13 protein-coding genes are annotated in these 19718 nt (G+C 36.9%); 8 read left to right on the forward strand and 5 right to left on the reverse strand.

The features are described 5' to 3' along the window. Window position 1: 1 nt before the first annotated feature. On the forward strand, window positions 2–2719 hold the full coding sequence (locus KO505_RS07405; protein ID WP_216054813.1) for an insulinase family protein: 2718 nt from the start codon (window positions 2–4) through the stop codon (window positions 2717–2719). Window positions 2720–2863: 144 nt separating this feature from the next. Continuing rightward, the gene (locus KO505_RS07410) at window positions 2864–5098 is read left to right on the forward strand and encodes a GGDEF domain-containing phosphodiesterase (RefSeq protein WP_216055002.1); all 2235 of its coding nucleotides are present in this window, start codon (window positions 2864–2866) and stop codon (window positions 5096–5098) included. A gap of 68 nt (window positions 5099–5166) precedes the next feature. On the opposite strand, the gene KO505_RS07415 is transcribed toward KO505_RS07410, so the two are convergent. Both KO505_RS07415 and KO505_RS07420 read right to left on the reverse strand, forming a co-directional pair. After that, entirely contained in the window at window positions 5167–5370 is a 204-nt protein-coding gene (locus tag KO505_RS07415; RefSeq protein ID WP_216054814.1) for a hypothetical protein, read from the reverse strand. Between the two features lie 164 nt (window positions 5371–5534). Then, the gene (locus tag KO505_RS07420) at window positions 5535–5864 is read right to left on the reverse strand and encodes a hypothetical protein (protein ID WP_216054815.1); all 330 of its coding nucleotides are present in this window, start codon (window positions 5862–5864) and stop codon (window positions 5535–5537) included. Between the two features lie 290 nt (window positions 5865–6154). Here KO505_RS07420 and msrA point away from each other — a divergent pair, with 290 nt between their 5' ends. From msrA to KO505_RS07435, 3 genes are all read left to right on the forward strand, one after another. Then, window positions 6155–6694 carry a peptide-methionine (S)-S-oxide reductase MsrA gene (gene msrA, locus KO505_RS07425; protein WP_216054816.1) on the forward strand — a complete coding sequence of 180 codons (540 nt, stop codon included), beginning with the start codon at window positions 6155–6157 and terminating at the stop codon, window positions 6692–6694. Between the two features lie 93 nt (window positions 6695–6787). Beyond that, a complete protein-coding gene (locus KO505_RS07430; RefSeq protein WP_216054817.1) occupies window positions 6788–7132 on the forward strand; it encodes a VanZ family protein in 345 nt (114 codons plus the stop codon). Next, window positions 7122–8024, forward strand: a complete 903-nt coding sequence (locus KO505_RS07435; RefSeq protein WP_216054818.1) for a ketopantoate reductase family protein — start codon at window positions 7122–7124, stop codon at window positions 8022–8024. The genes KO505_RS07430 and KO505_RS07435 overlap by 11 nt, the downstream gene beginning before the upstream one ends. Window positions 8025–8036: 12 nt before the next feature. Here KO505_RS07435 and KO505_RS07440 read toward each other — a convergent pair whose 3' ends face one another. Beyond that, window positions 8037–13052 carry a PAS domain S-box protein gene (locus tag KO505_RS07440; protein ID WP_216054819.1) on the reverse strand — a complete coding sequence of 1672 codons (5016 nt, stop codon included), beginning with the start codon at window positions 13050–13052 and terminating at the stop codon, window positions 8037–8039. A gap of 188 nt (window positions 13053–13240) precedes the next feature. Here KO505_RS07440 and KO505_RS07445 point away from each other — a divergent pair, with 188 nt between their 5' ends. Further along, window positions 13241–13702 carry a Fur family transcriptional regulator gene (locus tag KO505_RS07445; protein ID WP_371819977.1) on the forward strand — a complete coding sequence of 154 codons (462 nt, stop codon included), beginning with the start codon at window positions 13241–13243 and terminating at the stop codon, window positions 13700–13702. An 81-nt stretch (window positions 13703–13783) separates the two neighbouring features. On the opposite strand, the gene fadJ is transcribed toward KO505_RS07445, so the two are convergent. Together fadJ and fadI are read right to left on the reverse strand one after the other, a co-directional pair. Then, on the reverse strand, window positions 13784–15955 hold the full coding sequence (gene fadJ, locus KO505_RS07450; RefSeq protein WP_216054820.1) for a fatty acid oxidation complex subunit alpha FadJ: 2172 nt from the start codon (window positions 15953–15955) through the stop codon (window positions 13784–13786). Window positions 15956–16019: 64 nt separating this feature from the next. Further along, window positions 16020–17330: an acetyl-CoA C-acyltransferase FadI gene (gene fadI, locus KO505_RS07455; RefSeq protein ID WP_216054821.1), complete on the reverse strand. Its 1311-nt coding sequence runs from the start codon at window positions 17328–17330 to the stop codon at window positions 16020–16022. 427 nt (window positions 17331–17757) lie between these two features. On the opposite strand from fadI, the gene KO505_RS07460 reads away from it, so the two are divergent. Together KO505_RS07460 and KO505_RS07465 are read left to right on the forward strand one after the other, a co-directional pair. Next, window positions 17758–18714 (forward strand): MoxR family ATPase, encoded by a 957-nt coding sequence (locus tag KO505_RS07460; protein WP_216054822.1) that lies wholly within the window; start codon window positions 17758–17760, stop codon window positions 18712–18714. A gap of 31 nt (window positions 18715–18745) precedes the next feature. After that, window positions 18746–19717 carry a DUF58 domain-containing protein gene (locus KO505_RS07465; protein ID WP_216054823.1) on the forward strand — a complete coding sequence of 324 codons (972 nt, stop codon included), beginning with the start codon at window positions 18746–18748 and terminating at the stop codon, window positions 19715–19717. Window position 19718: the final 1 nt, after the last annotated feature.

The raw sequence follows: 19718 nt of genomic DNA on the forward strand, positions 1-19718 counted from the left end.
ATTGAGAACCAGTCCGAACGATAATAAGACCTATCACAACTTTACCACTAACAATGGTATTAAAGTGGTGCTTATTCATTCTGAAGATGTTCATAAGAGTGCTTGTTCGTTAGTTGTAAATACCGGCAGTTTTGATGATCCTATTGACCGCCCTGGTTTTGCGCATTTTATTGAGCACTTATTATTTAACGGCAACCAAAAACATCCAGAGCCTGCTAAGTTAAACGAGTTTGTCGCCAAACATGGTGGTCATTGCAATGCATGGACAGCAACAGAGCACAGCAGTTTTCATTTTGATGTTCAACATGAAGTGTTTGACCAAGCCCTAGATTATTTTGCCAATATGTTTATCGAGCCGCTATTTACCGATGACGCTATAGAGAAAGAGCAAAATGCAATACACGCGGAATATAAACTCAAGTTAAAAGATGACAGTCGACGTATTCAACAGGTCCATAAAGAAACTTGTAATCCTGCTCATCCTTTTCATAAATTTACTGTGGGTAATAAACATACGTTAGCGAACTTACCGGAACGACCGGTGAAAGATGAGTTAATTCAATTTTGGCAACAGTATTATCAAAGTCAGTTTATGACTTTATGTGTCGTGAGCCCATTACCTATAGAATTATTAACAAATAAAGTGGATGAGTTATTTTCACAAATACAAACCATTAACCTAGAACATGCTAAACCCGAACTAACTGAAAATTTATATCGACCACAAGATCTAGCTCAATTCATTGCTATCAAGCCTGTTAAAGAGCTACACAAACTCAACATTACCTTTCCGTTACCAAGTATTGATAAATACTATAAAAGTAAAATAGTCAGCTTTGTTGCCCATTTAATTGGTGATGAAGGTGAAGGCTCATTATTTGAACACTTAAAAGAACAAGGTTTAATCAATGCATTGGCTGCTGGTAATGGTATATCAGGCAGTAATTTCAAAGACTTTAACATATCTCTGGAGTTAACACATGCAGGGGAGGATGATTTAGAAACCGTTTTAAACGAAGTATTTGCTTACTTACATTGGATTGAAAAACAATCGGTTCCTAGTTACTTATACAACGAACAAAAAAAACTTACTGAAATCAGTTTTGAGTACCAAGAAGACATTAAACCATTAACGTTAGCCAATAATATTGCATTAAACATGCATCATTACGATGTAGATAATTATGTTTACGGTGATTATTGTATGGATGGTTATACAAGCAAGCAATGGCAGGAATTATTTAGCTATTTTGACGCGAATAACATGAGGTTAACCCTTGTCAGCCAAAATATTCACACCAACCAAAAAGCGCATTGGTATCACACGCCTTATTATGTTGAAGCCCTGTCCGTTGACCAAATAACGCAACTCAACGAACAACAAGCCGCTTCGGGTCGTTACCATTTTCCAGTTAGAAATCCTTACTTAACCAAACCAATAAAGTTAGAATCCCCTGATTTTAACAGTATGATCCCCGTCAGTATTGATCACGACTTAGGTTGGCAAACTTGGTTTAAACAAGATGTAAGCTTTAGAGTTCCGAAAGGTAATATTTACCTAGGTTTAGACCTCCCTATTGGGGTGAAATCCAAGCGTAATCAAGCCATGATGCGTTTTTTTTGTGACCTATTTATGGACTCAGTATCAGAGCAACATTACCAAGCTGAAATGGCAGGTTTACATTACAATTTATATGCGCATAACGCAGGTGTGACTTTATATACGTCGGGACTAAGCAATAACCAAGACAGCTTAATGTTGACCTTATTGGAATCAATGATCACAATTAAATTCACCAATATGCGTTTTAAAGAAGTTAAACGTCAATTGATTAAACATTGGCGCAACGCAGAAAGTAATAAGCCTATCAGTCAATTATTTGCCTTATTAAACTCCAAATTAATGCCCACTACGGCTACGTCCAACGAACTAGCCATTGAATTAAATGACGTTAACTTTGAAGAATTTGAACTGTTTGCCAGTCAATTGTTCTCACAGATTTATGCAGAGATATTATTATACGGGAATTGGACAACTTCACAGGCAATTGGCATAAACCAGTCATTAAAACTGAAATTAACATCTTGCCATAAAGTCGATGAGTTACCACGTGCAATCACTTCGCTAGCACCTGCTGAGTTATTGTATTTTGATAAAGAAATTGAACATAATGACAATGCTGCTTTACTCTACATTCAAGGTTTAACCGATGTTGTAAATACAAAATTTGACTATATGGAAAAAGCCGTATTTATTTTGGTCAGTCAGATCCTTTCACCATTTTCATTTAACTATCTAAGAGCAGAAAAACAATTAGGCTATCTTGCAGGGAGTGGTTATATGCCACTTTGCAATACTCCAGGCTTGGCTATTTATATTCAATCACATGATTACACTAGCCCTCCATTAAATTCTAATATTCTTAACTGTTTAACTTATTTTATCGAAGAAGTTGAGATGATGGATAACCAAGAGTTTGAACAGCATAAACAAGCTGTGATCCACCAATATAACGAGTTACCAAGTAACTTAAACCAAAAGTCGCAACAATTATGGATTAGTATTGGCAACCAAGATTATGGATTTATCCAAAAAGAAATGATTGCTAATGAGATATCTTCTATCACAAAACCACAATTAATAAATTGGTGTAGGAGTAAACTTAACCAAGATAACTTACAAGGTATCCAACTTGGGTCTAAAAAAGCAGCGGTTTAATTTACCTACCTTTTCCAGACAAGCCCTTCCCACTCCTTTTATAATTTACTATGACACTAAAGTTCCTCACCTGATTCCTTTATTGTTTTGACATTTCACGCTTAATTAAGTTAGATTCGCTTGGCGTATTCATTTTCAGTTGTAATGATATTGATATTTCCACTTAATAAAAATAATAAATGGGTGGCTGTATTATTGAGCTTTAGTTTTACTTGCCAAGCTCAAGAACAGGCTAATTCTATATTCCTATCGAATAAAATCGACATTTCCTTCATGTTAATGTTGTGTTTGTTTGCAATAGTCATTGCCGCCTTTTTATTATACAACTTAATCCGCTTTAGACGTTATCAGTCAGATATTACCGCCAGTGATGAACGATTAAAGTTGTCATTGTGGGCCAGTGGTGATGAGATGTGGGACTGGAATATTGCAGACGGTACACTGTATAGAACTAATGCGAATGGCGTGTATACCTTACCAAGTATTGATTTAGATACATTTCCTCCCAATAAAGCAGTCATTCACCCAGCCGATCTTGTTCGGGTTGCAAAAAAGCTCAAATTGCATTTAGACGGAGACTCCGAATCCTTTGAATGTGCTTATCGATTAAAGTCCAACGATAACTCTTGGAATTGGGTTTTAGATAAAGGCAAAGTGGTCAGTTTTGATGAAGATGGAAGTCCAATTCGAATGACAGGTACCTTCAAAGACATTCATCAATTAAAGAAAATAGAAAACAATCTTAAAATATTTGCCCAAAGTATAGAAAGTATTGCTGAAGGCGTGATCATATTTGACGCCCAATTGTCCGTTGTCCACGTAAATCCGGGATATGAAATAATAACAGGACACAAAGCCACGGAAATAGTTGGGACTAAATTAAAATTCAACCAAATTAGTATGTCATTGGCCCAAGAAATAAAATCTGAAGTCGATAGGATTGGTCATTGGCAAGGCGATGTTTCCGGTCAAAATGTCTCTGGTGGTTTTTATATGGCTTATATTACGGCCAACTGCATCAAAGATGAACAAGGTAAGATCACCAATTATGTGGCCATCGTTTCTGATACCACCAAGCGCAAGCGAACTGAAGCAAAATTAGTCAAAATGGCCAAAACCGATACGTTAACGGGCTTACCAAATCGCGATGTTTTCTTTTCTAATCTACAAAAACAAGTCTCAAAAAAATCCCCTACCGCTGTACTTGTTTTCGACTTAGATGACTTCAAAAAGATTAATGACTCCGTTGGCCATCAACTGGGCGATGAGTTATTAAAACAAATAGGCGACCGAATAAAACCCCTAGCAGAAGATAATGACACTTTATACCGACTAGGCGGTGATGAATTTGCTTTTGTTATGGAAAATACCAATGACATCCATAAAGTCACATTAGCGGCTAAACAGATCTTAACCTTATTATCCACTCCGTATCGTATTAACCAACATGAGTTTGTTATTGCAGGCAGCATAGGAATTGTCTTATACCCCGATGACGGCTTAAAACCTGAAACATTATTGCGTAATGCGGATACGGCCATGTATTACGCCAAAGCCGATGGTAATAAATATTTATTCTTTAATAATGAAATGAATAAACAAGCGGTTAAACGCTTACAAATAGAAAACTTAATACGCCATGGTTTAAAAGAAGATTATTTTGAAGTGTATTACCAACCTAAATCCAATTTAAAAACTGACAAGTTGGTAGGCATGGAAGCTTTGGTTCGTTTTATCACGCCGAAAAAAGGATTAATTAGCCCTAGCGTATTTATTCCTATTGCAGAAGAAACGGGACAGATCATTGATATCGGTGACTTAGTTTTACGTAAAGCCTGTATTGATATGAAACGCTGGATTGATAACGACATAATAACAGGACGTGTTGCCGTGAATTTATCAGCACGTCAGTTTACTCTACCGGATCTAATCGAACGTATTGATACAATACTAGCTGAAACAGGATTAAATCCGACTAATCTAGAATTAGAGATTACTGAAGGCACGGTTATGGATAATCCTAAACATGCCATTACGATCATGCATCAATTACGAGAGCGTGGCATTCATTTAGCTTTAGATGACTTTGGTACTGGCTATTCTTCATTGTCTTATTTACGTAAATTTCCACTTAATACGTTAAAAATAGACAAAGCATTTGTGGATGATTGCAGTACAAATATTGGTAAAGCGATGATAGATACTATAGTGACCATAGCGCGGAATTTAAGTTTATCCACCGTCGCTGAAGGGGTTGAAACCGAAGAGCAAAAAGCGCTCATGTCATCGATGAAATGTGATGTAATTCAAGGCTACTTATATTCCAAACCGTTATCAGCTAAAGAGTTTTCACGTTTTGCTAATAAACAAAAAGCCTAAGTTTATCCCAACAATACTGAATAACCGGTTAGCCTTATAAATTCTAACCGGCATTGATATCAGCTCTACTAAGCTCGAAACCGAACCGATCCTCTTTCCGTGTATTTTAATAACGCCATTTTACGTTTTGCATTAAACATCGGCCAAATAATTGGTCCAAAACACATACCAGCTATAAACCAACTTTTTTCAGACATACCGTGTTTCATAGCTTCTATCGCTACGTAGACTGAAAAACAAAGGACAATTAACATTATCAATAAGATCAACATCGAAACCACCATTTAGTTTATTTAGGCGGTATTTTAAGGTCTATACACAATAATAAAATCGGGAATAACCCTAAATCGGTTAGTTTTTTAGGTTAAATATTAAATTTTAAGCATAAAAAAAGCCGACGTATCGACTTCTAAATAAGTTAGCGTTTAACTAAGCGTTAAATATAACTTTGCTGATGTACTCGAATGAATAGAGGTGAATCTGTTTTCGAGTAATCTACTTTATATTCTTTACCATTTAAACATTGAACAAATAACAATGTTTTTGGCTCTCCAAAGATATCAGGAGATGCAATATGAATTACTTCACAGTATGCATCCTTAGCTTCTCTTCTGTTACGAGGAACTGGACCATCATGAACCATTAAACCATTTTGTGTTACTTTAATAACTGGGTGTTCGATTTCACTTACAATCAATAAATCCATTTTTCTAATTTTATGAATGATAGTATTACGTCCACTAGTGATATAGGCAGCTTCAGACATATTATTTCTCTACAATTTCTACTTTTTGTTAGATTTCCTGATTCAACTCTAGCCTGATAAGCTGGATTGATCAAGCGTACAATTTAATTTCTCTATAGTTTATAAGGTTTTAGTAAACTTAAATTGTTCAAAATGGCTTAAATATAAAATATATCGATAAACAGATAACGCACCAAACAATCGCGGCTCTTAATCGGTTACAAACTGGGCAGTCCGTTTTAAAAAATTTCATTTATCTTCTTTGTTTTATACATTAGGGTAATGAGTCATACATACTAAGGATACGTTATATGTCTAACATAAAATTAGCAACACTAGGAGGCGGTTGTTTCTGGTGTATTGAAGCGGCATTGAATTTAGTTGAAGGTGTAATCTCAGCGACCTCTGGTTACTCAGGTGGACAAACACCAGATCCGACTTATCAACAAATCTGTCAAGGGGACTCGGGTCATGCTGAAGTCATTCAAGTAGAGTTTGATCAAGATATTATTAGTTTTGAACAACTGTTGTTATTTTTCTTTCAATTGCACGATCCAACACAACTAAATCGTCAAGGGAATGATGTTGGGACACAATATCGATCCGTTATTTATTACCACGATGAAGAGCAAAAACAACTGGCAGAATCTCAAATCAAAGAATTAATGAAGTTAAAAATTTGGGACAATCCGATTGTGACCGAAGTATCCCCGGTATCCGTTTTTTATCCAGCCGAGGCATATCACCAAAACTATGCGAATGAAAATAAAGAACAAGCCTATTGTGCTATTGTTGTGACCCCTAAATTAGAAAAGTTTAAATATCAATTTAAAGACTACCTAAAGACTTGATTATTTTGTTAGAATTCAATGTGTACCTCATTTTTAACACCATGGTCCAATATTACTCTTATGATACGTTTTGAATTCAGCAAACCAGCAGTTTTGAAGTTAACATTTCTGCTTGCCGTGATTTTTGCCTCATTTTTATTTTTAAAACAAGGTGGACACTCAGGTATTAGCTTTCAACATGCTGATAAAGTTGGCCATTTTGTTATATTTTTTTCGTTAGCTTTATTATTGGATTTAGCTTTTCAATTTTCAGTTAAAAAAAGTCTTATTATACTTTCAGCTTACGGTGTTTTAATCGAATTCATGCAAAGCTTTTTACCATACCGAGAAGCGTCTTTAGGTGATGTAATCGCAGACGTATTTGGTGTCGCTGTCTACTTGTTATTAGCGCGTAAATACTTTCAAACTTTACTCAACAAACTCCTTAATGAACAATAAAACCTGGTTTGTAGCAGGACAAGGTTCTATTGGGAGTTTCATTGCATACAATGCAATGGACAAAGGTATTAGCTGCAAACAAATCGTTCGTGATTTAACACAGACCAGCCAAACTTGCTTTCACCCGATTAATAAAGACTCGATATTATTACCCGAATCGCTGCCCTTTTCTGGTTTAGTTCCAGCATCAATTCAATTTTTAATCGTGCCATTAAAAGCTTATGACATCGTTCCTTTTTTAACGCAGGTTAAACCATTTTTAGCAGAAAACGCTGCAATCGTCCTCTGCCATAATGGCTTAGGTACTATTGAACTAGCAACCGAACTAATTTCCGATAACATGGATTTATTTTTTTGCACCACCAACAACGGTTTGTATAAAAATGAACAAGGCGTTTTTCAAGCAGGATTAGGAGAATCACTTTGGAGCCATGTCGCTGGACTTCAACCGGAAAAGTTAACGAATAACGATTTTACGTCCCTTTTGGGGAGCGCAAACATGGTAAATAATTTACAGCAGGTATTGTGGCAAAAATTAGTTATTAATTGTGCTATTAACCCACTAACCGCGATTAATAAAATAAAAAATGGTGCGTTAAACCAAGATGTCTATCGTTCAAGCATTACTAATATTGTTAATGAAACGCTAGCGGTAGGCCAAGCTATAGGGGTAAGGTTAAAGCACGATCAACTTATCAATAAGGTTTACCAAGTGATCCAAGCAACCGCTAATAATTACTCATCCATGTATCAAGACGTTGATGCTCATAAAAAAACTGAAATTGATTTTATCACAGGACATGTGGTGAAGTTAGGTAAGGAACTAGGGATACCAACTCCAACGTCGAATTTAATATATGAGCAACTTAAAACTCTATACAACAATCAGTAGAGCACTCTCTAACTAGTATAAATACTCTTCTAACTTTTGCTGTAAATTAGCAAGTTGAATAGGTTTACTTAAGTAGTCATCCATTCCAGCTGCAATACATTTATCTTTGTCACCTTCCATTGCATTGGCCGTTAACGCAATAATAGGAATCGTTTGATTCACTTTACCTGCATTATTTTCTCTTACATGTTTGGTTGCTTCATACCCGTCCATTTCTGGCATTTGACAGTCCATTAGGATCAAATCAAAGTGTTCTTGGCTATTACTTAATATATTAATTGCTTGTAACCCATTTTCAGCCAACTCATATTGATAACCCAGTTTGGTTAACATAAATTTAGCAACCTGCTGATTAACAACGTTATCTTCAACTAATAATATTTTATATTTATTAGTCTGATGTACGTCGTCAGCTACGTCACTGCTTTGTCTACTTTGATTAATTACCGATTCAGTGGCTTTTACAGGTTTAGTCAAAGTGGTCATCTGATCAAATTGTGGGGATGTCGTGTCTTTTAAGCTATGTATGTAATGTGACGTCAACAGAGGATTAGCCTGACTTACAAGCTTGTCAGCGTCAAACACGATTGATAATGCTGAAACTAAGTCTTCTGTAATGATTGGTTTGGTGAAGTAGCCGCAAAAACCGATGGACGCCAAGTAATTACCATCGCCTTTTTCACCGAGATTTGTCATCATTATTAAAGGCATATTTGTGCAATTGGGCTTAGTGCGTATTAGTTTTCCTAACTCAGCCCCATTAATACTCGGTAACTGTTTATCAATAATGGCGACATCAAATGGGCTATCCGTTCCGTTTACATCTATTGCATCACATAAATCTAATGCCCCATATGAAGAAGACACTGAAGTGATCACCGCGCCCCAATCTTCTAACTGCTTTTGTAATACAAGACGACTACTTTCATTTTTTTCAACGATAAGTATTTTATGCCCAACAATATCTAATGGCGGCATTGTTTGATTATCAACCGCACTCTTATCTAACGATAGGTTAATAGTAAAGGTGCTGCCTTCACCGTCACAGCTTGAAACCTGAATTTCCCCTTGCATTAAAGTAATAATTTTATGGCATATTGCTAAGCCTAAACCTGAACCGCCAAATCGGCGAGTTGTCGACGCGTCAACCTGAGTAAAGGGGTCAAATAACTGCTTTTGTTTTTCTTTAGGGATCCCTATTCCAGTATCAATTACCTCAATTTTTATATCAATGATGCTGTCTTCATCTTGCTCTTTTGACGTTGTACTAACAACGACTTTGACTTCACCTGTTTTGGTAAACTTAATCGCATTCCCTAATAGGTTAGTTAAGATCTGTCTTAATTTTGCAGGGTCGCCTACCACCATTTTGTGATTAAGCTTGGTTAAATCTAAAACTAGCTCAAGGCCTTTTTCTTGCGCCATTAAAGCTAACGCTAATGATGTGTCGCCAACTAATACTTTTAAATCAAAATCTATGGACTCTAGTTCCATTTTACCGGCATCTAATCTAGAGAAATCAAGTATCTCATTTATCAATGTTAACAAGGTATTGGCAGACGATTTAGCCACTTGTGTTTTCTTCAGTTGCTCGTTATCTAGACCATCTTGTTCCAGGAGCTCTAACATCCCTAATACACCATTCATCGGTGTTCTTATCTCATGGCTCATGGTTGCAAGGAAATCAGATTTTGCGACTACCGCCGCTTCTGCTTCCTCTTTTGCTATCAACAACTTTTTCTCTGCGATGCGTCTTTTACCTAATGCGAAAATACTACTGGTTAACGTAGAGACTGACATAATAAAACGTTTCTCATGGTCACTCCATGTTCTTGCTTCACCTATTTGTTCAACGCATAACACGCCAAATTCCCCATTACCGGTTGAAAAAATACCATCTAACATTGAACTGATATTTAAAGGGGTAAGGTATATTTCAGAAAAACATCTTGTCGCAGGATGAGAGTGTGCATCATCGGCAGAGATCAAAGCTTCAGTTGCAATAGCTGAAAAATATTCAGGGTAATCTTTTTGGTAAAGAATAAGTCCTTCACTTATGTGATCATTGGACTGCTCATATAAAGATATACACTCAATTGCGGCCATTTCACTATTGAATGTCCATAAAGACACACGTTCAGCATTTAATGCTTGCGAGACTGATTTAACTATTAGTTTTTTAGCAACGTCTAAGTTACCAGTTAATACCGCTTCATTTACCGTTAAGTTAGCTAAAACTTTATTCTGCGTTGCTTCATCTAATGCTTTTAACTCAGCGAGTTTTCTATCGTTGATATCTTGGAATGAACCAAATAACCGTACACACACGCCATCAACAATAATAGACTCACCATGTGCAATGACCCACAAATCGCGTCCTTTGGCAGTTATGATTTGTAACTCTTCATGCCACTCAGTAGGGGTTTTCATACTAAGGTTAATAACTTCTACAATCCGGTTTCGGCTTTTACCTTCTTTATAAAAATTAATTCCAGTTTCTAAATTTGGAACGAAATCCGGATCCACTTCGTGGATCAATTTGGTCATTGGTGACCAATAAACATAACCTTCAATTAAATTAGCTTCCCATGCGCCAATTTTAGCTTGATCACTCATGCTTTCTAATAAACGTTGTTGCAAACGCACTTTATCTTCAATTTCTTTTTTGGCCGATACATCCATTTCCATAGCCATAAAACCAGTTACGTCGCCATTCTCATTTGTAATTGGCTTACAACGGATTTCAATCCAATATGGATTACCATTTTTATTATAATTAATCAGCGTTTCATTAAACGCTTGTTTATTTTTAATCGCTGTTCTAATGCGATGTACCGTATCAAGATCCGACAATTCACCTTGGAGTATTCGGCCTGGGATTTTGCCAATGACTTCATGTAAGTAATACCCTGTAATTTTTGTGAACGCGCTGTTAACCCACTCAATTTTTCCAGAGGTATCCGTTAGAATAACGGCATTATCAGTCTGTGAGGCTATATTAGATAACTTAGCCATGTCTTTCTCAGACTGTTTTCTTTGAGTAATATCAACAATGAAACCTTCTAAATATAAAATCTTACCGCTTTCGTTATAAACCGCATTACCTTTCTCATATAACCAGCGAATATCATTACTTTTGGTTTTAATTTTATATTCAATATTCCAAGGGGCTTTATTGTTAATCGCTGTGTTTATGTCTTCCAAAACTTGGTTTTGATACTCAGGTAAGATTAAATCAGCAAAGGCCAATTCATTGTTATTAAGGAGTTGTTCTACCTTATAGCCGGTTATCTCTATACATTGCTCACTCATAAACAACATACTCCAATCGTTATCGTATAAACAACGATAAGCGATGCCCGGGATATTTTTTACTAACGACTCATACTGTTCTTTACTTTGAAATAGAGCGGCTTGATTTTGTTTACTTTCTGTAATGTCGGTACGTATTGATATGTAATTTTTAACGACGTTTAAGTCATTCAAAAATGGGACTATGGTTGTACTCTCCCAATATAAACTCCCGTCTTTCGCTCTGTTACAGATTTCTCCATGCCAAGTTTTACCTACAGTGATCTCGTCATACATTGCACTAAAAAAAGACTTAGGATGAACACCAGAATTAATTATCTTGTGAGTCACACCTATTAATTCAGATCGTTTGTACCCAGTGATCTCGGTAAATTTGTCGTTGGCATATTCAATAATACCAGCTCGATTTGATATGGTGACAATGCAATGTTGGTCAATCGCAAATTGTTGATGTTCTGATTTTTTTAATGCTTCTAAAGCTTCCGTTTGACTTTTAGTTAACAAAGATTCGTGCTGCTTTAATGCAACTAACATGTCATTAAACGCTTTTGCTAATCGCCCCACTTCGTCGTCAGTTTCAACAATGACACCTGTAACATTTTGTCCTTTTGCAACTAAATTAGAATGTTCAACTAGTTGTAAAATTGGTTTTATAAACGCGCTGGCCTTTTTACTTGCCAGGAAAATAACAAAAATAAGAAAAACCATTAACAAGATTATGGAATAATTGAGAAATTCATCGGCGTGTTTAAGGGCTTCGGTCCTTTTAATTTCAGTGACATGAAGCCAAGTCACGTTAGCGATATTAATGGGAACAATATGTCCAACGACAACATCACCAAAACTATTAATATATTCTTTGCTGGTGCGACCTTGAAGACTAGGATTATTCTGAAACTTAGTGAATAAACTGGAGTTTGTTATTAACGTTAATACGTCTTTAAAATCATCCGTTAAACTGCTTCTTAACTTACCATCCATCCCTAAAATATATTGAGTCAGTGATGGTTGTTTTTTGTTTAATAAATTTAACTCATTATGAATCGTGTCTAATTTAATTTGAACTGCAACGACCCCCTTAATTTGATTATCTAATAAAATAGGAGCAGTGAGAAATGCAGATATCAATCCATCAGAGGGGGTGTAACGTTCTAAATCGGAAAACACTTCATACCCAGTATCCAAGGTATCCAAAACTGATTGGGCAAATAAGGTATTTTTATATTTTCCAACTTTTAAATTGGTTCCAAGATCATCTTCCTTCGCCATGCTAAAGAGAATATTAGCCTCGTTATCTATGATAAAAATATCATGTGTGAAATCATGGGTTAGACTAGCTAACGCCAATTCATGTGCCGAATGAACATTGACCTCATTCCAAACATTGGATTCAACAAATTGTTTAGTATCACCATTATATTTATCAAATGCTTGTTCAAGAGTAGTTAATACTTTTAAGGTGACTGGAGAAACGGAAAGCTCTTCTAAATCATCAAAACGAGATTGAAACCAATTATTATAATAACGCTTACGACTTTCCCCGATAAGTGTTGCTTCTTCTAGTGCGATTTTTTCAAGGTGTGTTTTTGATTGGTAATAATTTACGGCTGTAATGATCACCAGTGGCAGGATAGATAAAACCAAAAACCATTTTAATAGGTTTCTATAGATAGGAGATTGAGTTATTGAAATTATGTTAACGTCTCGTTGAGTCATTCGGTTTATTATAGTCCATAAAAATAAAACTATTCTTGATTATATTATTGATAAGTTTAGCTTATATCTGACTCAAAATTTCAATTAAATAGAATTAATTAACACTAATTTAGATTATTCAATTTTGATATTTACCTCAAAGCGAGTATTCACTACAATAAAGCTCTTATTCATTAGTTGGATCATTTGTGGTTAAAGATATATTACTTGAAGACATCATTAAACATGCACATCAAATTTGCAGTGAGAATAGTGTCAAATTAACCACCAAACGCGAACATGTTTTATCGGCATTAATACAAGCAAGTGAAGCCGTGTCCGCATATGAACTAGCTGAGCAATACCGAGATATATTTGAACAAAGTATTCCTGCGATGTCAGTCTATCGAATTTTGGATTTTCTTGCTGAGCACTCTTTAGTCCATAAACTCACATCGGCAAATAAATACATAGCCTGTTCACACATTACTTGTTCACATAGCCACGACGTCCCTCAGTTTTTAATCTGTGAGATATGTAATTCAGTTTCTGAAATTAGTGTTAAAAAATCAGTAATGAGTGAATTAACGGCCAGTGTTGAGAAAACCGGATTTAAACTAAGTACAAGTCAACTGGAATTAAAGGGTATCTGCCAAAGTTGCCAACAGTAATCTACTGTAAACGATATCCAGACAAACAAGCATAAAAAAACGCACTCTTGAGTGCGTTTGTTTTACGAAGACAATGCCTTTCTAGTAGAACGTTTTACCGTCTTTAGCCATTGAAACTAATATTTCAGCCGGTTCAAAACGCGAGCCATGTAACTCTTTATAACCGTTTAATATCTCAACTAAATTATCAATACCTAAGCTGTCCATATAGCGGAATGGACCACCTTGGAACGGAGGGTAACCAGTACCAAATATCATGCCGATATCCCCGTCTCTCGCATTACGAACAATACCAGCATCTAAACAACGCGCTGCTTCATTTAGTAATTGAACAACACAACGTTCTGCAATTTTATCCGATGACAAACTGCCTTTAGGCGTCACACCTAACACCGAGTAAACCGACTCATCAACTTGTTTGCCTTTACCAGAAAACGTTAATTTGTCCATTAAGCTAGGTTGTGCAGCTTTACCATATTTATAAAAACCTTTTTGGTTTTTCTTGCCTTTACGGTCATCAGCAATTAATTTTTCCATCGCAGATGGAACGGTAAAACGTTCACCAAATGCATCAAACAAAATCGCAGATACTTTAGAACCAACATCAATACCCACTTCATCTAATAACGTCATAGGACCAACAGGGAAACCAAACTTAGTTAACGCTTTGTCTATTTTCTCAATTGGCTCACCTTCCATTGCAACTTGAGCCGCTTCATTCATGTATAGACCTAAAACGCGGTTAACAAAAAATCCAGCTTCGTCTTTTACTACAATCGGAGTTTTACCTTGACGACGAGCAAATTCAACAGTTGTTGAAATAGTCTCGTCAGACGTTTTCTCGGTAGCAATAACTTCCACTAATGGCATTTTGTCCACTGGTGAGAAGTAATGTAATCCAATGACATTCTCAGGACGTGCTGCATTAGCGGCAATATCACGAATTGGTAATGAAGATGTATTTGACGCAAATATAGTCTTGTCATTACAGTTTTCTTCTATGTCAGCAACCATTCGTTGTTTAAGTGATAAATCTTCAAATACCGCTTCAACAATAATATCAGCATCTTTAAAACCAACAAAATCAGTCCCTGCAGACAACATAGAAAGCTGTTTTTGCATTTGAGAGTGTTGCATAAAACGGCGTTTAACTTTTTTACTTAAAATATCGTAGCTGTATTTAAACGCGTTACGGATACCTTCATGAGCAATATCTTTAATACGAGCTGGGATGCCAGCTTTGGTCGTCGTAACAAATGCAATACCGCCACCCATTAAGCCGCCACCTAAAATACCGGCTTTTTTAACTTTAGCGGGTTCAACCCCTTCTACACCGTTTTCTTTTTTCATTGCTGTTGTAGCAAAGAATAAACCACGTAATGCCTTTGATTCTGGAGTCATGCAAAGTTCTGAGAAACGCTGAGCTTCAATTTCAAGCCCTTTTGCATAACCCATTTCTACGCCAGTGCGAATACACTCGATAATCTTAAATGGAGCAGGATAATTACCTTTTGTTAAACGCATCACCTGTTTGCCAGCTTGATCAAACAAGACCTTGCGACCAAACGGGTTGTTTTCTAACAAACGAGTAACAAGTGGTTGTTTTTTCTTTTTAACAACTGGTTTGCCTTTTAACGCCATTTCAATTGCAGTATTAAGAAGTATGCTATTTGGAACAATTTCATTAGCCAAACCAGCTTTAACAGCTTGTTTTGCTCTTAATTGTTTGCCCGCTAACATCATGTCTAAAGCTTTTTGTAAACCTACTAACTTAGGTAAACGTTGTGTGCCACCAGAGCCCGGTAACAAACCTAGTTGAACTTCAGGCAAACCTAATACGGTTTTGTCGCTATCAGAAACAACTCGGCCATGACATGCCATTGCCAACTCTAAACCACCGCCCAAAGCGGGACCGTTTATCGCAGCAATCACAGGAATCGACATATTTTGAATACGGTCAAATAACTTTTGCCCCAACTGAGCAATTTCTTTAACTTGATCTGCAGTTTCACAGCTATCTAACATAGCCACGTCAGCACCAGCTACAAATGAGTTGTCTTTACCAGATATAAGGACTAAACCAACAACCTCTTTATTGGCTTCAACTTGATCTAAAACGTCGGTTACTTGCTCGGCAAATTCGGCTTTTAATACATTCATTGATTCATCAGCAACATCTATGCTGATCACGCCTATGCCATTTTCTTTTATTTCTAAACTAAACGCTGATGCGTTTTTAATATCTTGAGTCATTTGAGTTTCCTTTCGGCTCTCTTAAAATTAGACTGAATCGTTTTACTCTTAATCGCGGCTTAGATTATCCGTCAACTTCAACAATCATAGATGCACCTAAACCACCAGCGGCACAAGCGGTTGTTAGACCAACACCACCACCACGACGACGTAGTTCATTAATAGTTTGCGTTACTAAACGTGTACCAGTTGCGGCAAATGGGTGACCATAAGCAAGTGAACCACCGTTAACGTTAAATTTAGCCATGTCAATTTCACCAATGGCTTTGTCTTGACCTAATTGCTCTTGAGCAAACTTCTTACTGCTAAACATTTTCATATTCGCCAATGTTTGCGCAGCAAATGCTTCATGCATTTCTATTAAATCTAAATCAGCTAAATTCATGCCCGCACGTTTTAGTGCAATTGGCGTTGCATACGACGGTCCCATTAACATGTCTTCCCACACGTCAATTGCTGCAAAACCAAAGCTTCTGATATAACCTAAAGGTTCATAACCTAACGCTTTTGCTTTGCTTTCACTCATCAATAATATTGCTGATGCACCATCCGTTAATGCTGTTGAATTTGCAGCCGTTACCGTACCATGTTTACGATCGAATACTGGACGTAACTTGCTGTAACCATCCGCGGTAGAGTTAGTACGAACCGTATTGTCCATATCTATAAACCCTTTAAACGGTTCAGGATGTGCAGTCATAACTTCATCTTTAAAGATGCCACTTTCCCAAGCTTTAGTTGCCAATGAATGTGAGCGATGCGCTAATGCGTCTTGATCGGCACGGCTGATATTATGGGTTTTAGCCATTTGCTCGGCCGTTTGGCCCATGCTTAGGTTCGTTGAGTACTCAGCAACGGCAGGAGGAACCGGCATTAAGTCCTTAAAACCTAACTTCTTAATAATATTCCAACGCTGGCCTAAGCTTCTCGCTTTATTTAAATCAACAAGGGCTCTGCCTAATTTTTTACTTACACCAATAGGTAAGACAGAAGATGAATCGGCACCACCGGCAACTCCCACAGATATGTGGCCTGCCATGATAGATTCACAGATATTTACGGTAGACTGAAAACTTGTAGCACATGCACGCGATACTGAATAAGCATCGGTATGCACATTCATTCCTGTGCCTAAAACGATTTCACGTGCTATGTTAGGCGCTGACGGGTATTGAACAACTTGGCCATAAACTAACTGTTCTATTTCTAATGGATCTAATTCTGAACGTTGTAACATTTCAGAAACAACCATCTTACCTAAATCAAGAGCTGGCACTCCATGATAAGCCGTTGCTTGTTTAGCAAAAGGAGTACGTAATCCGGCAACAACCGCGATACGATCACCATTTCTAGTTTGAAGTTTATTAGCTGTCATTATTTTACCCTGTATAAATTATTATTTGTCCAAGTGTAGTTGTTCATAACATAACCGAACAAATTATCTCAGACCCTCTGGTCTGACCTGATAGTAACCCAGTGATAATAACCATATCTATATAGAATTAAAACCAATATTTTTAGTTGTCTCTTTACTTACATTTAAAATCGCAACTAATGCGTAAAATTAACTGCAGATTAGCCAAACGTTAAAAGTGCGCAAACATCTTGTTACAACTGTCTCCTAACGCAATAATTAAGGAGTATGAAACAATTGTTTAAAATATCATCGTTTGATTTTTAGTCACTTGTTTTCTGCTTGGGGAACCTTATATATCTATGATTATCATAGATATCGATTTAGTGACGTTTAACCTTTAAGTCACTTATATATAGCTCAGATTCATAGCTCAGGAATGTAAAACATGTCAGTAACCCGTTTTAACCAATTAAAACAATATTTAGATTCACAGGTGATCGGTCAACCGGACTTCACCAAAGGTATTTTAGTTGCACTGTTAGCTGATGGACATTTATTAGTTGAAGGCCCTCCAGGACTAGCAAAAACCCGAGCAATCAATGCATTAGCTAATGGTTTAGAAGGTGACTTCCACCGCGTTCAATTTACCCCTGATTTACTGCCAGCCGATTTAACCGGTACCGACATTTACCGTCCGGAAACGGGTGAGTTTAAATTTGAAAGTGGACCATTATTTCACAATCTAGTTTTGGCCGATGAAATCAACCGTGCACCGGCTAAAGTGCAATCCGCTTTATTAGAAGCTATGGCAGAAAGACAAGTAACGGTTGGTAAAACAACCTATCCTTTACCTGAATTATTTCTTGTTATGGCAACCCAGAACCCGCTTGAACAAGAAGGGACTTACCCGTTACCAGAAGCGCAACTTGACCGCTTTTTAATGCATTTAAATGTTGATTATCCTGGCGCTGAAACGGAAATAGAAATTTTAAGATTAACTCGTGGTGAAGCATTACAGCAACCGGTAGAAAAGCCGGAACCATTAACTCAGGCTGATATATTCGCAGCCCGAAAAGATATTCTTTCAATTCATTTGTCGACTGAGTTAGAACAATATTTAGTGCAATTGATCATCGCAACCCGTCAACCAGAACAGTTTGATCCTGAGCTTAAAAAACATATTGCATTTGGTGCTTCCCCGCGTGCCACAATCTCATTAGATAAATGCGCAAGAGCAACGGCTTGGTTAGATGGTCGCGATTTTGTAACCCCTGATGATATTCAAACTGTATTTTTTAACTGCTTACGCCATCGTATTTTATTAAGTTACGAAGCGGAAGCCGCAGGCGTTACAGCAGATCAAATACTTAGTCGTATTCTTGAATTGGTTGCCGTTCCATAATACAGAGCATTACAGGATATTAAGTAACATTATGACTGACTCTGCTGCAATACAATTGCAAACTGGTTTAGAGTGGCTTCATCGCCATAATTTATCAGGTGTTGATATTAGCTTTGACGAATTATTGATGTATCGAAACTTTACTCATTTGTTATCAAACAAACCCAACAGTAAAGTTAAACATCAGATGTCTGGCCAATACTTAGCCAAAACTAAAGGTCGAGGCATGGAGTTTGACGAAGCACGTCATTATCAACCCGGCGACGATGTACGTACAATTGATTGGCGCGTTACCGCACGTACGGGTAAGACCCATACTAAAATTTTTCGTGAAGAAAAAGACCGCCCTGTTTTTGTGTTTTGCGACTTATTACCCTCGATGCGCTTTGGCAGCCAATTATTGTTTAAATCGGTTCAAGCTTGTCATTTAAGTGCTTTGATAGCATGGACCGCTAAACAGCGTGGTGACAAAATTGGTGGATTGATATTATCAGAAAACAACCTATTTGAGGCCAAACCAAGAAGTCGTCAACAAGCAGTGTTACATTGGTTAAAAGCTTTAAAAGACAATCATAATGACTTGCCTATGCAGCAAGAAGTGACAACAACTGAGCTTGATAAACAAACTCAAGAGAAAAAGTTTATTGAAGCCTGTGCACATTTACGACGTGTCGCGCATCCCGGTAGTTTAGTCTATTTAATTAGTGATCTTCAGCATTTAACTAATGATGCATTGCAACACTTATATCAATTGCAAAAACATTGTGAAGTCGTGGCTTGTTGGGTCAACGATCCTATCGAGCAAACTTTACCATCGGCTATGTCTGGCTTAATGCCTGTGACAGATGGTAACGAAACTAAAATAGTGAATAACACTGCGCAATTAGCTGAATATAAATTAAAAGCTAAACAACATTTTGCGTCTAAAAAAAATGCCCTGTTAGATTACAACATTAAATGGTTATCTATCTCTGCTGGAATGCCATTAAGTGAGCAACTTTAAT

The sequence above is a fragment of the Psychrosphaera sp. F3M07 genome, from assembly GCF_018860345.1.
GTDB lineage: Bacteria > Pseudomonadota > Gammaproteobacteria > Enterobacterales > Alteromonadaceae > Psychrosphaera > Psychrosphaera aquimarina.